Here is a 13,280-nt window from a genome sequence, read left to right on the forward strand (position 1 = left end):
GCCAGTCAGTTTTGTCATGGTAAGACCAAGGAGGCATGTCCTTGTTGACCGTTCTCATGGCGACCTATAATGGCGCCGGCACCTTGCCCCAGGTATTGCGCGCCTACATGGGACTGCGCGCGCCCGTGGGCGGCTGGCGCCTGGTCATCGCCGACAATGGCAGCACTGACGCCACGGCCCGGGTGATCGCCGCCTTCCGCGGTCACTTGCCCTTGAGCTATGTCTGTGTGGCGCGGCGGGGACGCAGTCCGGCCCTGAACGGGGCCGTCGAATATGCCTTGCGCCTGGGCGGCGACGGCGGCGAGCTGTTCGTCTTTGGCGACGATGACGCCATGCCCGCCTCCGACTGGCTGTGCCGCTTGCAGGACAGCGCGCGTAGCCATCCTGGCTACGCCCTGTTCGGCGGCGCCATCGTGCCCGCCTGGCGGGAACAGCCGGAGGACTGGCTGCTGCGCCTGACCCCTGTCGGCTTGACATGGGGCATTACCAGCCCCGACCTGCGCGACTCTCCCGTGTATCCGGGCCTGGTGTGGGGCGCCAACATGGCGATACGCCGCCGCATCTTCGAGGCGGGCGCCCGCTATGACGAAAGCATCGGCCCGCAGGGCGCCAATTACGCCATGGGCAGTGAAACCCGGCTCAACCTGGAGATGCATGCGGCTGGCAACCCATCCTGGTTCTGTCCGCGGGCGAGGGTGGCGCACATCATCCGCGCCCCGCAAGTGCAGCGCGCCTGGATACTGCGCCGCGCCATGCTGTTTGGCCGGGGCCAATGCCGGCTGGCGACACTCGCACCCAGCGTGGAGTTGCTGGGCGTGCCCCGCTGGATGCTGGGCAGATACGTGCGCGATACCCTGGGCGCCGTGCGGGCCTGGCTGCGGCGCGACCACGCCGACCTGTTCCTGCGCCAGTGGGAACGGGCATGGCTGCGGGGCTTTTTTCATGAAGCGTGGCGGGGACGGCGCAAGCGCCTGCCGCGCATCGTCATCAGCAGTTATTCGGGCGAGCTGGGCGGCATGGAGCTGCGCATGGCGCAAGAGGCGAAAGTGCTGGGCGCGAGCGGCTATGACAGCGTGCTGGCCCTGCGGCGCTTTCCCGGCTTTACTCACTGGGTACAGGGTCTGCGCGCGCAGCGCTTGCAGGTGCAAGTGTATGAACCGCCCTTGTTTCTCGAACACTGGGACTGGCGGCGCTGGAATTGGCTGCGCGCCAGGCTGACGGGCGCGTGGCGGCTGCGGCGGCTGCGGCCCGATCTCGTCCACGTGGCGTTTTGCTGGACCAGCTATGGCGCTTCCATCCTGTGGCTGGCCCGGCAATGTCGCTTGCCGGCCGTGATCAGCGTGCACAATGCGTTTCCCCTGGAAGCCTTCAGCGATTGGCAGCGGCCCCGGCTGCAGGAAGCGTTCCGCAGCGTCAAGGGCGTGTATGCCGTGTCGCCGTCGGCCATGCGGCATTTCCTCGACCTGTACCGCGACATGCTGGCGCCGCAGACGCGGCTGGCCATCATTCCCAATGGCGTCGATACGGACACTTTTGTCGTTTCGCCCGAACGCCGGATGCTGGCGCGGCAGCAACTCGGGCTGCCGCCGGACGCGCTCGTGCTCGGTTGCGTGGCGCGACTTTCCGCGCAAAAGCGCCCGCAAGCGCTGCTGGCTATGTTTGCCCGCCTGGCCGCGCAGTTTCCCAACTTATATTTGGTGCTCGTGGGCACGGGGCCGCTGGAAGCCATGCTGCGGTTGCAGGTGCGGCAATCGGGTTGGCAGGAGCGCGTCGTGTTTGCCGGCTTCCAGCAGCGCGTCGAATTGCTGATGCCGGCCTTCGACCTGCATGTGCTGCTGAGCAAAAATGAGGGTTTCGGCATCGCCACCATCGAAGCCATGGCCTGCGGCGTTCCGGCCGTGGGCACGGATGTGCCGGGCACGCACGATATCCTGCACGACAGCGCAGGCGGACTGCTGCTGCCGCTGGACGATGAGCACGCCGCCTGCGCGGCCGTGGCGCAGCTGCTGATGGATGCGCCACGGCGCGCCCGCATGGGACGGCTGGCGCGCGAAGAAACCGTGCAGCGCTATTCGATGCCGCGCCTGGAACGCCAGCTGCGCCAGTTCTATGCGGGTCTGGTGTAGGCGCGGGCGGCCCGCATGAGCGCCACCCGCCATTCTTTCTTTTTCTCGTTCGCCGAAAAATACACGGTGCTGCTGCTGGGCATCATCGCCACCATGGTGCTGTCGCGCCTGCTGACGCCGGCCGACGTGGGCGTGTATTCGTTGGGCGCCGTGCTGGTGGCCTTGGCGCAAGTGATGCGCGATTTTGGCGTGGGGCAATACCTGATCCAGGAAAAGCAGCTCGATACGGTGAAATTGCGGGCCGCGCTGGCCACCAGCCTGCTCGTCGCCTGGCTGCTGGCGGGCCTGGTGCTGCTGGCCAGCGCGCCGCTCGCGCATTTCTATGGCGAACCCCGGCTGACCCTCGTGCTGCGCTTGCTGGCGATCAATTTCCTCCTGATACCGTTCAGCGCCTTGACCTTGCCTATATTGCGCCGGCAACTGCGCTTTCGCGCCATCTACGCCATCAACGCGGCCAATAGCGTCGTCAACCTGCTGGTGGCCGTGCTGCTGGCGCTGCATGGCTACAGTTACATGAGCATGGTGTGGGCGGCGCTGGCCGGCTCCTGCGCTTCGCTGCTGGTGAGCCTGCTGGTGCGGCCCGCAGAGCTGCCGTGGCTGCCGGGACGGCGCGGCATGGGCGATATCGCCCGCTTTGGCGCATATGCGACGGGGGGCGGCCTCGTCGACGAGGCGGGCGTGGCGGCGCCGGACCTCGTCATCGGCAAGCTGATCGGCATTGAAAGCCTGGCCCTGTTCGGCAAGGCGCAAAGCGTGCTCAATATCTTCAACCAGGCGATCACCAGCGCGATTTCGCCCGTCGTGTTTCCCCTGTTCGCGGCCCGCGCGCGGGAGGGGAGTGGACAAGGGGGGCAGGGCGGGGCGGAACTCGTGTATCTGCGCACGATCAGCTACATGACGGCGCTGGCCTGGCCGTTTTTTCTCTTCCTCGCCTGTATGGCTTTGCCGCTGGTCAAGGTGTTGTACGGTTCGCAATGGCTGGCCTGTGTGCCCTTGATCCGCATCATGTGCCTGTCCTCGGCCGTGTATAGCATGTTCAGCATGGCCCGCTACCTGTTCGTGGCGACGGGCCAGCTGCATGCGCAGGTGCGGCTCGATGCCTGTGCGGGCGTTATCAAAGTGGCGCTGCTGCTGGTGGCGGCGCCGTTCGGCCTGGTGGTGGTGGCTTGGGCCGTGGTGCTCAGCAACGTGCTGCGCAGCTGGCTGAACTACGGCTGCCTGCGGCGCTTGAGCGCGCTGGACTGGCGCATCCTGGCCCGGGCATTGCGCAAGAGCCTGCTGCTCTGCGGCGTCAGTGCCGTCGCTCCCGTCGCTTCGCTGCTGTGGCTGCCCGTGGAGACCCCGGCGCTGCTGGCGCTGACGGGCACGGCGCTGGCCACCTTGCTGTGCTGGCTGGCCGGCCTGTTCCTGTTGAAGCATGAGCTCGCTGGCGAGTTTCTGTTATTGCAACGCAAGCTGGCTGGCCGTTGGCTGGCAGTCAAATGCCCGAAAGGATGACCATGCGTGTCGGTATCTTGTCCTACCCGATGCTGTTCCAGCGCGACGGCGGCTTGCAGATCCAGGTACGCGAAACCATTGCCGCGCTGAACCGGCTGCCCCAGCTGCCGGCGCGGCCCCTGGAAGTGCAACTGGTGGACGCCAACCATGAGCGGCTGGCCGATTTCGACGTGCTGCACGTGTTTTCGGCGAGCAATGGCACTTACCGCATCATGGAAATGGCCAGCGAACAAGGCGTGCCCGTGGTGCTGTCGCCGCTGCTGTCGCCGGGCTGGGGCCGGGCCAGCGCCTGGCGCGCGCGGCTGGCCGACCGGCTGGCGGGACGCCTGACGGAGTGGATGGTGCAGACGAGCTATGCGCAGACGCGGCGCGCCTTGCAGCTGGCCGACGTGGTGATCGCCCTGGGCGAGGCAGAACGCGACGCCATGGTGCAAGGTTTCGGCATGCCAGCCGATGCCATCCGCGTCTTGCCGAATGGGATCAACCCGCATTTCTTCACGGCCAATGGCGACTTGTTCCTGCGCGAAACGGGCATCGTCGGACCGTTTGTGTTGATGGTGGGCAGCATCTCACCGTATAAAAACCAGCTGGGACTGGCCCAGGCGCTGGCGGGCGCCGGCTTGCCCCTGGTGCTGATCGGCGCCGCGCCGCGCGAACAGCAGGCGTATCTGCAACTGCTGCTGGACTTGCCGCACGTCAGCTGGCTCGGTGCGCTCGACCACGCCGACCCGCTGCTGGCCAGCGCCTACCATGCGGCGTCCGTGGCGGCCTTGCCCAGCCAGGGCGAAGTGTTTCCCTTGAGCGTGCTTGAAGCGCTGGCGGCCGGCACGCCTGTCGTCATGACGGCGCAAAGCGCGCTGGACTTGCCCGATTCCGTCTTCGCGCTGCGCAAGGTGGCCTGGGACGATGGCGCCGCGCAGCGCCAGGCCATCCTCGCATTGCTGGCGCTGCCGCCCGAGCGCGCCCGCGTGCAAGCCCTGGTGGAACGTTTTACGTGGGAACGGGTGGCGGCGCAGATTGCCGAGTGTTACTACCAGGCGCAGTCCTTGCCGGCCAGGAGGCAGCATGCTGTTTAATACCTTCGCTTTCCTGTTCGCATATCTGCCCATCGTGCTGGCCGGCTATTTTTTGCTGGACCGCCTGGCCACCGCCGCTGCGTCCGCCAGCTGGCGCCGCCTGGCGCCCGCAATTTGGCTGGCGCTCGCCTCGCTGTTCTTCTATGCCTGGTGGGACGTGCGCTACCTGCCGCTGCTGCTGGCCTCGATCTGCGTCAATTACGGCGCCGGGCACCTGATCGGCGCCAGCGCGGGCGCGGCCCGCAAGCGCGTGCTGGTCGCGGCGCTGGCGCTGAACCTGGGGATGCTCGCCTACTACAAATATGCGAATTTCTTCATCGACAGCGTGAATGCCATTGCCGCCGGTGCTGGCGCTGCAAGCCTGCCTTTGTCCGGCCTCGACATCATCCTGCCGATCGGCATCTCTTTCTTTACCTTTACGCAGATCGCCTTCCTCGTCGATTGCTACCGGGGCGAGGTGCGCGAATACCGCTTTATCCATTACGTGCTGTTCGTCAGCTATTTCCCGCACCTGATCGCCGGCCCCGTGCTGCACCACCGCGACATGATGCCGCAGTTCGCCGATCCGGCCAACGCCCATCCGCGCGCCGCCAATTTCGCCATCGGCCTGTCGATCTTTACGATAGGCCTGGCAAAAAAGGTGCTGATTGCCGACAATCTGTCGCCGCTGGCCATGCCCGTGTTCGCGGCCGGCGCAGAACCGACCCTGATCGAAGCGTGGATCGGCGTGCTGGCCTATACCTTCCAGCTGTATTTCGACTTTTCCGGCTATTCGGACATGGCCATCGGCCTGTCGCGCCTGTTCGGCGTGAAATTGCCGCTGAACTTCAATTCGCCGTACAAGGCGGCCAATATCGCGGACTTCTGGCGCCGCTGGCACATGACCTTGTCGCGTTTCCTGCGCGACTATCTGTATATTCCCCTGGGTGGCAGCCGGCGCGGCGAAGCCATGCGCTACCGCAACCTGATGCTGACCATGCTGCTGGGCGGCCTGTGGCATGGCGCCGGCTGGACCTTCGTCATCTGGGGCGGCTTGCACGGCCTGTACCTGGTGCTGCAGCAGGTGTGGCAGCGCGCGTTCGGTTCGCTCCGGGCGCGCTGGTGGCCCACCTTGCTGACCTTTTTTGCCGTCATGCTGGCCTGGATTTTCTTCCGCGCGCCCGACGTGGCCACGGCCTGGGACATCACGGGCGCGCTGGTGGGAAGCAATGGCGTGAGCCTGCCGCGCGGCCTGGCCAGTCACGCGGCCAGCCTGGCGCAGTGGGGGCTGCATCCGACCTTTGACGGCATCCGCTGGATCGAACTGGCCGGCCCCGGCTTGCCCGTGCTGCTGGGCGCCATGCTGCTGGCTTTCAAGGCGCCGAATACGCAGGAAATATTCTTTCTGTACGAGCCCACCATTGAAAGAATCTTTCAGCCGGCAGGACGCTGGGCCTTCAGCTGGCGGCCCACGCGCCGCTGGAGCGTAGGTTTGGCCGCGCTGTTCGTCGCCTGCATCTTCGGCATGAACCGGGTCACCGAATTTCTCTACTTCCAGTTCTGACCATGGATACCGCCGCCCGCCGCTACCTGACCGGCTTTCTCGCCTGCATCTGCCTGGTGCTCGGTTCCGTCTCGCTCCTGAACTACCAGGTCGACCCCTACCTGCTGCACCAGTGGGACAGCCCCTTGCTGCAGCGACCGCGCCAGTTGAATGAAAAGCTCGGCGCCTGGGCCAAGACCTATGCCGTGGCGCGCTACCGGCCCGCCATCATCTACATCGGCAATTCGCGCACGGAACTGGGCTTGCCCACGGGCGTGCGCGCCTTGTTTGGCGGCAAGAGCGTCTTCAACAGCGCCGTGTCGGGCGCCTCGATCGGCGACGCCATCCGCCTGGCCGAGCATGCGGCCAGGGTCAGCCGCGTCGAGACCATGGTGTGGGGCATCGACGCGCCCACTTTTTCCCTGGACATGGGGGCGGCGCGGGTGGAAGACAGCCTGACGGGCGCCGAGCATGGCTTTTTCGCCCGGCGCGCCCTGGTCAACCTGAAGCGCGGCCTGACCCTGGACATGACGGAGGACAGCGTACGCATCCTCACCGGCAAGGCCGGCGATGTCTGCCGCTCCAACCTGGCCTTGTATGGACAACGCGACGAGACGTGCACCCGCAAGGGCATGCGGCACTGGCTGGGCACGAAGGACGCCATTCCCGTGCGCCTGCAGGAGTTCGGCGATGGACTGGGGCCGACGCCGCCATCGACACTGGCGCTGGACGCCAGCATCGGCAAGCTGTGCCGCAGTGGCCTGCGCCTGCGCCTGTACATCAACCCCACGCACGCGCTGACCTTGTATGCGCTGCACTGGCGCGGCAAGTGGGATGCCATGCAGGCCTGGCAGCGGGGACTGGTGCAGCTCGCCGGGCGCCACCGCCAGCAGGGCTGCGACGTGCGCCTGTATGATTTTTCCGGCTTTAACAGCATCACGACGGAAGCGACCCCGCTCGTCAGCGGCAAGCCCGACATGCATTATTACTGGGAGGTGTCGCACTACCGGGACAATGTGGGCCGCATGATCCTGGCCCGCCTGTTTGGCGGCGACACGCCGCCGCCGGCCGATTTCGGCGTGGAGCTGACGCAGGCCAACGTCGACGCCCACCATGCGGCCACGCGCGCGGCGCGCGACCGCTATCGCGTGGAACATGCGCGCGAGGCGGCCTATGCGCAGCGGGTGCTGGACGGGCCGCTGATCCGGCGCTGAACGCCATTTCTCTACTCATGTTGCTACTTCCCGTGCTGACCATGGATACCTCCGCCCGCCGCTACCTCGCCATCTTCTTTGCCTGCGTGCTGGCCGCGCTGGCACTCGTTTCCGCCGTCAATTACCGCGTGGACCCGTATCTGCTGCACCAGTGGGACAGCCCCCTGGTGCAGCGCCTGCGTCCCACGTATGAAAAGCTCGCAGTGTGGGGCAAGACGTATGCCGTGGCGCGCTACCGGCCCGCCGTCGTGTATATCGGCAATTCGCGCACGGAAATGGGCTTGCCGGCCAGCAGTATGCGTACTTTGTTCGATGGCAAGAGCGTCTTCAACAGCGCCGTCTCGGGCGCCTCGATCGGCGACGCCATCCGCCTGGCCGAACACGCGGCCAGGGTCAGCCATGTCGACACTCTCGTGTGGGGCATCGACGCTCCTTCGTTTTCGCTGGAGCTGGGCTCGGCCGGCGTGGAGCCGGGCTTGACGGACGGCGGCCCTGCCTTTTTCGCGCGGCGCGCCTTGCTCAACATCAAGCGCGGCCTGACAGTGGACATGACGCGCGACACCTGGCGCATCCTCAGCGGCAGCTATGACGGCGCCTGCCTCTCCAGCCTGGCCCTGCATGGCCAGCGCGATCAGTCCTGCATCACCGCCCGCAACCATGGCTGGGTCGGTACGGCGCGCGCCTTCACGCCGCGCCTGCAGGAATTCGGCGACGGCCTGGGGCCGACCGAACCGGCCCTGCATGCCTTCGATACGAGCGTGGGGAAACTGTGCCGTGGCGGCACGCGCTTGCGCCTGTACATCAATCCCACGCACGCCCTCACGCTGGACGCCCTGTACTGGCGCGGCAAATGGGATGCCATGGAAACATGGCAGCGCGACCTGGCGCAAATGGTCGGACGCCACCGGCGCCTGGGCTGCGACGTGCGCCTGCTTGATTTTTCCGGTTTCAACAGCATCACCAGCGAACCGATCCCGCAAGTGACGGGCGCGCGCGAGATGCGCTATTACTGGGAAGCATCTCACTATCGCGAGAATGTGGGCCGCTTCATCCTGGCGCGCCTGTTCGGCGGCGCCGTGCCGCCACCGGCGGACTTCGGTGTCGAGCTGACGCCGGCAAGCATCGCGGCCCACCAGGCGGCCACGCGCGCCGCGCGCGAGCGCTACCACGCGCAGCATGCCGAGGAAACGGCCTACCTGCGCCATGTGCTGACCTTGCCCCGCGAACCCAAATAGCCTGCGGCGGGCGCCAGGTGCCAGGTGCCAGGCGTACAGCGTGGGGCAGGGCGCATGCGCTATGATGATGTTTTGCCATCCAGCAAGTTCCAGGACTCCCCATGAAAATCGCCTTCTTTGCCAGCCAGCCCTACGACCGCCGTTTCTTCGATGAAGCCTTGCCGTCCCAGCCCGACGCTGCCGGCATCGAACTGGTCTACCACAGCGCCTTGCTGAGCCAGGAAACCGTGGTCCTGGCGCAAGGCGCCGACGCCGTGTGCGTCTTCGTCAACGACGTGCTCGACGCGTCCGTGCTGGAAGCCTTGCATGGCTACGGCGTGCGCGCCATCCTGCTGCGCTGCGCCGGCTACAACAACCTCGACCTGGAAGCGGCCAGGCGGCTGGGCCTGTTCGTTGCCCGCGTGCCCGCGTACTCGCCGGAAGCCGTGGCCGAATACACGCTGGCCCTCGTGCAAACCCTGAACCGCCACACGCACCGCGCCTACGCCCGCGTGCGCGAAGGCAATTTCTCGCTCGATGGCTTGCTGGGCGCGACACTGCACGGCAAGACGGTCGGCATCGTCGGCACGGGCAAGATCGGCCTGGCGACGGCGCGCATCTTCAAAGGGTTCGGTTGCACGGTGCTGGGCCACGACCCGTATCCGGCGCCCGCGTTCGCGCAGCTGGGCACGATGGTGGAATTGCCGCAACTGCTGGCCGAATCCGACATCGTCTCGCTGCATTGCCCCTTGATGGACAGCACGCGCCACATGATCAGCGAAGCTACCTTGCCGCTGATGAAGAAGGGCGCCATGCTGGTGAATACCTCGCGCGGCGGCCTGATCGACACGGGCGCCGTCATCGAGGCGCTCAAATCGCGCCAGCTGGGCTCCCTGGCCATCGACGTGTACGAGCAGGAAAGCAATCTGTTCTTCCAGGACCGCTCGTCCGACATCATCGACGACGATATCTTCCAGCGCTTGATGACGTTCCCGAACGTGCTGGTGACGGGCCACCAGGGTTTCTTCACCATCGAAGCGCTGCGCGAGATCGCCGCCATCACATATCACAACCTCGCGTGCTTCCGTCAGGGCAAGGCTTGCGAGAACAGCGTACTAGCCAGCTGACACCTGTTTTTTTGGCTTGGGCGGCGGCTTGGGTTTCGGCAGCGGCAAGGCGTCGGCCGTGCGCCGCGCCAGCTGGCTGAGCCAGTCGCGCTCATCCCATAGCCCGCCATCGATGAGGAAATACGGCTTGGCTTGCGGATAAGGCGGCGCTTCCTGCAGCGTGCCTTGTGCGCTGATCCAGGCGCGTCCCGCATCCGTCGGCTTGATGAAGAGCTGGTCGTCGGCGACGATGGCGAACATCTTGCCCTCGCAATACAGACCGTACTCGCCGAACATTTTCTTTGCGCTGAGGCTGCCCGCGCCCGCCATCTGGTCGAGCAAAAAATCCACCGTGCCTTGCTGTGATGCCATGTCGTCCTCCGTGTGAAAGAACAGTGTAGCGCACTGGCAAGGATTCGCCGGCGCGGCTACACTACGGCCATTGATTTTTTCGCATGACCTATTTTCCATGACACCCGAGCATATTATTCACCGCGGCATCAGCATTACCACCCTGGCCGCAGGCGACGCCATCGAAACCCATTGCGCCCCCGGCCACACGGCCATCCGCGAGCAGGCCGACGGCTGGTGGCTGTACTTTGTCGACGAGGATGGCAAGGTCGATGGCTACGACAGCCCGTTCGCCAGCCACGCCGAAGCGCTGTGGGCGGCCAAGGCCGCAGCCGAGTTCAGCGCGCAATGAAGGCCAGTCCCTGGGCTTTCCTGGGCTTGCCGCAAGCCCCCGTGCCGGAAGCGGAAAGCGCGGACTACGGCGCCTGCCGCGCCGACATGCACGGCAAGCGCCTGGTCTTGCGCGTGGCGAAAACCACGCCGACGAAAACCGGCCAGTTCGTCACCGTCTGGAAGCGCCCCCATCCTGACGCCGACATCGCTCCCCTGGACGAAGTCGATCCCGTCGACATCGTCATCATCGCCGTGGCCGACGACGATGGCGCGCGGCACGGCTTCTTCATTTTCCCGCGCAGCGTGCTGCTGGAACGGGGCGTGATGTCGCGCGCCAGCCAGGGCGGCAAGCGCGCGCTGCGCGTGTATCCGCCGTGGTGCGCGCCGGAGTCCACTCAGGCGCAGCGCACGCAGCGCTGGCAGGGGGAATGGTTTGTGGATCAAGATGAGCTGCCCGGGATTGCTTGCCTGTTGCAAAGCTGAACTTGGCGTGAATATTAGCTGGTTGGGTCTTGGTATATACGCACCCTCGTCACAGTTATATACTTAGCGTGAACGGCAGCATGAGGGATCAATATGTGCTGGGGAAAATCTCTTTTCTGAAAAATGCAATATGAATAAATTAAAAATATACTGGGCTTTCTTTTCTTTGCTATCGTTAATTGGTTGTTCTCCAGATCCTGGAAAAATTGCAGAGGAGTTGAATACTTACGGAAACGACGTTGTTGCTTCGTTCGAGGCAAAAATGAGCTATGTCTCATTGGTACAGACTTTAGAAAAGCCCAGGCTGTCCTATGTGCTGAAATTTTCGACAGATGCTGCCGAATTCATGTCGGAGCCTGGCGCCGATGTCGACAGGGTAAAGTTCCTGGCAAATCTGGGACGCACTGAGATTTGGCAGTCCAAAGTTTGTACTAAAAAAATCAAACAATTAATGACTAAGCATGAAATGTTTCTTGTTTCATTTAATCTCACAAATATGTCAGGCGAGACACAAGCAATGGGTGTTTGTACGGCAAACTGAGTGTGCGATGTACTCTCATCCAGAATCTAAAAGAACGGAGAGGTTATGGGGAATGTAACAAAACTGAAGAAGTTGATTGATGTCGTGTTAATTCTTATGCCAAGAACCAGGCCAGAGATATTAAACAGAGTCATCGGCATGCTTGATACCATTACTACGCCAGAAAAGTCGGAGGTGTGGAAAAGGCTCGGGGATGGCTTACTTGATGAGGCGGAAAGTGCCGGCATATCAGATGTCGACTCTTACTTCTTGCTTGCCGTTGGTAGTGGATGCGTAGGGTTATCGATAGGACTAAAGCGTGTAGAAAATCAGAAGGCTTCGCAAGCCTGAGCCTGCATCAGGGATGGGCTCTCCATCCAACAGGACGCAATCATATTTCTAATTTCACGTCTGCTTCTGCAAATAAATGGATCGCCAACGCAGCGAACACAACTTCCGACAGCAGGCAGGGCTTTTGTTTTTTCTCTGACCGTTGGCCATATCACGCAGGAGTGATATTGAATAGGCGCATGGCATCCGGCATTTTCGGTGCTGCGATCAGCTGGACAGGTTCGCCCGCAGCGGTGAGATGGAGCTTGGCGCGATCGAATATCACGACGGCTTTTTCATTCGTAAGATGACGCGACATATACAGGAAACCATCGACCCGGAGCGGATTGCGATACACGGCCAGCGCCCACTGCTGAGGCTGGATATAACTTGATGTGCCTGTCAATCCCGCATGTCCTCCCATTTGCTTAAGCAAATGGCCCGTCAGGTCAAACAATCTCAAATCGCCACTGAATTGATGTACCCATCGGCGGTCAATCTCGGATTTTGCGATAGGAAATGCGCCCTTCACAGGTACCGCATCGTGCAACAGGGACTCAGCCAGCGCGACTTCAAAGCTCAGCCCCAGATAGCAAGTACCGTACTCCGGATTGCCTGTCTTGCAACCTGGCGCATCAAAGCGATTTCCTCCGCTGCAACCGAAATAGGGTTCGCCAGTCGCATGACCCGAGATGCGGTACAGGCAGGGCACTGGCAGCCCGACAACGGGAAGCGTGGCGCTCGTTGCCAGCACTGTTGGAGGCGGCTTCAGCCTGGTCGCCGCCATATCATGCCTCTCGGAACGCTATCGCTGCAGCGACGACGTCGGCGTATCTTCCTTTCCGTAAGGCATTGATCGGACTGCTGCCATTGAGCGACATGCGCGGATGGGTGAAGAATTGCCACTTGCTGGAACCGGCCAAATGTCCCAATTCCTTGCTGACTTTGCCGAGCTGCCGGCGGTTCAGCGCAGGATCGGCGTAGAAGGCAGGGTAAAGTTTCTTGCCTGCGACGCTATCGAGAGAAAACATCCGCTGCTCCGTCACCGCCTTGCTGATCGCCTGCCGTGTCACGCCCATCTGCCCGGCCAGTGTCCGGGAGTCGATCAGTTCACCTTTCTTTTCAAGGCGCGCATACCTTTCCAGTTCCTGGTGGGAAAACTGATCAAGAAATGCCTGGTTCGCTGGCGGCACCGTACTTGCGCCAGCTTGAGCTTGTATTGCATGCGTGCGCTGGTATCGTTGGATCAGTTCCTGGAGATCGGCATGGGACACGGCAGGTACGCCCGGCAGCTGTTGCGGTACAAATGCCATATCTGCACCACGCGCAGGCTGGGCTGACCGTTTGGTGCGCCGTATCTTGACCAGGACGTAGCCCTCGCCAAGGTCGATACCTTTCGCCCTGATTTTCTTGATCGAATCACCCAAGACCTTGCTCGCGTCAGATACCGCCATTCGATGCGTACTCTTCGCCCTCGCCAGCTTTGGCGCTTCCAACTTTGCCATGAC

13 protein-coding genes are annotated in these 13,280 nt (G+C 63.4%); 10 read left to right on the plus strand and 3 right to left on the minus strand.

Annotation, left to right across the window (positions count from 1 at the left end):
- Positions 1 to 41: 41 nt before the first annotated feature.
- The 7 genes from O3297_RS06685 (at position 42) to O3297_RS06715 (ending at position 9,776) form a co-directional block, all read left to right on the plus strand.
- Positions 42 to 2,126: a glycosyltransferase gene (locus tag O3297_RS06685; RefSeq protein ID WP_305048130.1), complete on the plus strand. Its 2,085-nt coding sequence runs from the start codon at positions 42 to 44 to the stop codon at positions 2,124 to 2,126.
- A 15-nt stretch (positions 2,127 to 2,141) separates the two neighbouring features.
- The gene (locus tag O3297_RS06690; protein ID WP_305048131.1) at positions 2,142 to 3,623 is read left to right on the plus strand and encodes a lipopolysaccharide biosynthesis protein; all 1,482 of its coding nucleotides are present in this window, start codon (positions 2,142 to 2,144) and stop codon (positions 3,621 to 3,623) included.
- A 2-nt stretch (positions 3,624 to 3,625) separates the two neighbouring features.
- Positions 3,626 to 4,699 (plus strand): glycosyltransferase family 4 protein, encoded by a 1,074-nt coding sequence (locus O3297_RS06695; RefSeq protein ID WP_305048132.1) that lies wholly within the window; start codon positions 3,626 to 3,628, stop codon positions 4,697 to 4,699.
- Positions 4,689 to 6,242 (plus strand): MBOAT family protein, encoded by a 1,554-nt coding sequence (locus tag O3297_RS06700; RefSeq protein WP_305048133.1) that lies wholly within the window; start codon positions 4,689 to 4,691, stop codon positions 6,240 to 6,242. Before O3297_RS06695 ends, O3297_RS06700 begins: the two co-directional genes overlap by 11 nt.
- A gap of 2 nt (positions 6,243 to 6,244) precedes the next feature.
- Positions 6,245 to 7,435, plus strand: coding sequence for a hypothetical protein (locus tag O3297_RS06705; protein WP_305048134.1), 1,191 nt, complete (start codon positions 6,245 to 6,247; stop codon positions 7,433 to 7,435).
- Between the two features lie 41 nt (positions 7,436 to 7,476).
- On the plus strand, positions 7,477 to 8,670 hold the full coding sequence (locus tag O3297_RS06710) for a hypothetical protein (protein ID WP_305048135.1): 1,194 nt from the start codon (positions 7,477 to 7,479) through the stop codon (positions 8,668 to 8,670).
- Positions 8,671 to 8,771: 101 nt separating this feature from the next.
- Positions 8,772 to 9,776 (plus strand): 2-hydroxyacid dehydrogenase, encoded by a 1,005-nt coding sequence (locus tag O3297_RS06715; protein ID WP_305048136.1) that lies wholly within the window; start codon positions 8,772 to 8,774, stop codon positions 9,774 to 9,776.
- Here the strand turns inward: O3297_RS06715 and O3297_RS06720 are convergent.
- Positions 9,765 to 10,127, minus strand: coding sequence for a TfoX/Sxy family protein (locus O3297_RS06720; RefSeq protein ID WP_305048137.1), 363 nt, complete (start codon positions 10,125 to 10,127; stop codon positions 9,765 to 9,767). The two genes, O3297_RS06715 and O3297_RS06720, sit on opposite strands and share 12 nt — an antisense overlap.
- Positions 10,128 to 10,224: 97 nt before the next feature.
- On the opposite strand from O3297_RS06720, the gene O3297_RS06725 reads away from it, so the two are divergent.
- The 3 genes from O3297_RS06725 to O3297_RS06735 all read left to right on the plus strand — a co-directional run bounded on the left by O3297_RS06725 (position 10,225) and on the right by O3297_RS06735 (position 11,463).
- Entirely contained in the window at positions 10,225 to 10,458 is a 234-nt protein-coding gene (locus O3297_RS06725) for a hypothetical protein (RefSeq protein WP_070254460.1), read from the plus strand.
- Positions 10,455 to 10,922, plus strand: coding sequence for a MepB family protein (locus O3297_RS06730; RefSeq protein ID WP_305048138.1), 468 nt, complete (start codon positions 10,455 to 10,457; stop codon positions 10,920 to 10,922). The genes O3297_RS06725 and O3297_RS06730 overlap by 4 nt, the downstream gene beginning before the upstream one ends.
- A 130-nt stretch (positions 10,923 to 11,052) precedes the next feature.
- Complete coding sequence (locus O3297_RS06735) at positions 11,053 to 11,463, plus strand: hypothetical protein (protein WP_305048139.1); 411 nt, start codon at positions 11,053 to 11,055, stop codon at positions 11,461 to 11,463.
- Between the two features lie 481 nt (positions 11,464 to 11,944).
- Here O3297_RS06735 and O3297_RS06740 read toward each other — a convergent pair whose 3' ends face one another.
- Both O3297_RS06740 and O3297_RS06745 read right to left on the minus strand, forming a co-directional pair.
- Entirely contained in the window at positions 11,945 to 12,559 is a 615-nt protein-coding gene (locus O3297_RS06740) for an RES family NAD+ phosphorylase (RefSeq protein WP_305048140.1), read from the minus strand.
- Position 12,560: 1 nt separating this feature from the next.
- Complete coding sequence (locus O3297_RS06745; protein ID WP_305048141.1) at positions 12,561 to 13,277, minus strand: hypothetical protein; 717 nt, start codon at positions 13,275 to 13,277, stop codon at positions 12,561 to 12,563.
- Positions 13,278 to 13,280: the final 3 nt, after the last annotated feature.

Source organism: Janthinobacterium sp. SUN128 (assembly GCF_030587275.1).
Classification (GTDB): Bacteria; Pseudomonadota; Gammaproteobacteria; order Burkholderiales; family Burkholderiaceae_D; genus Janthinobacterium; species Janthinobacterium lividum.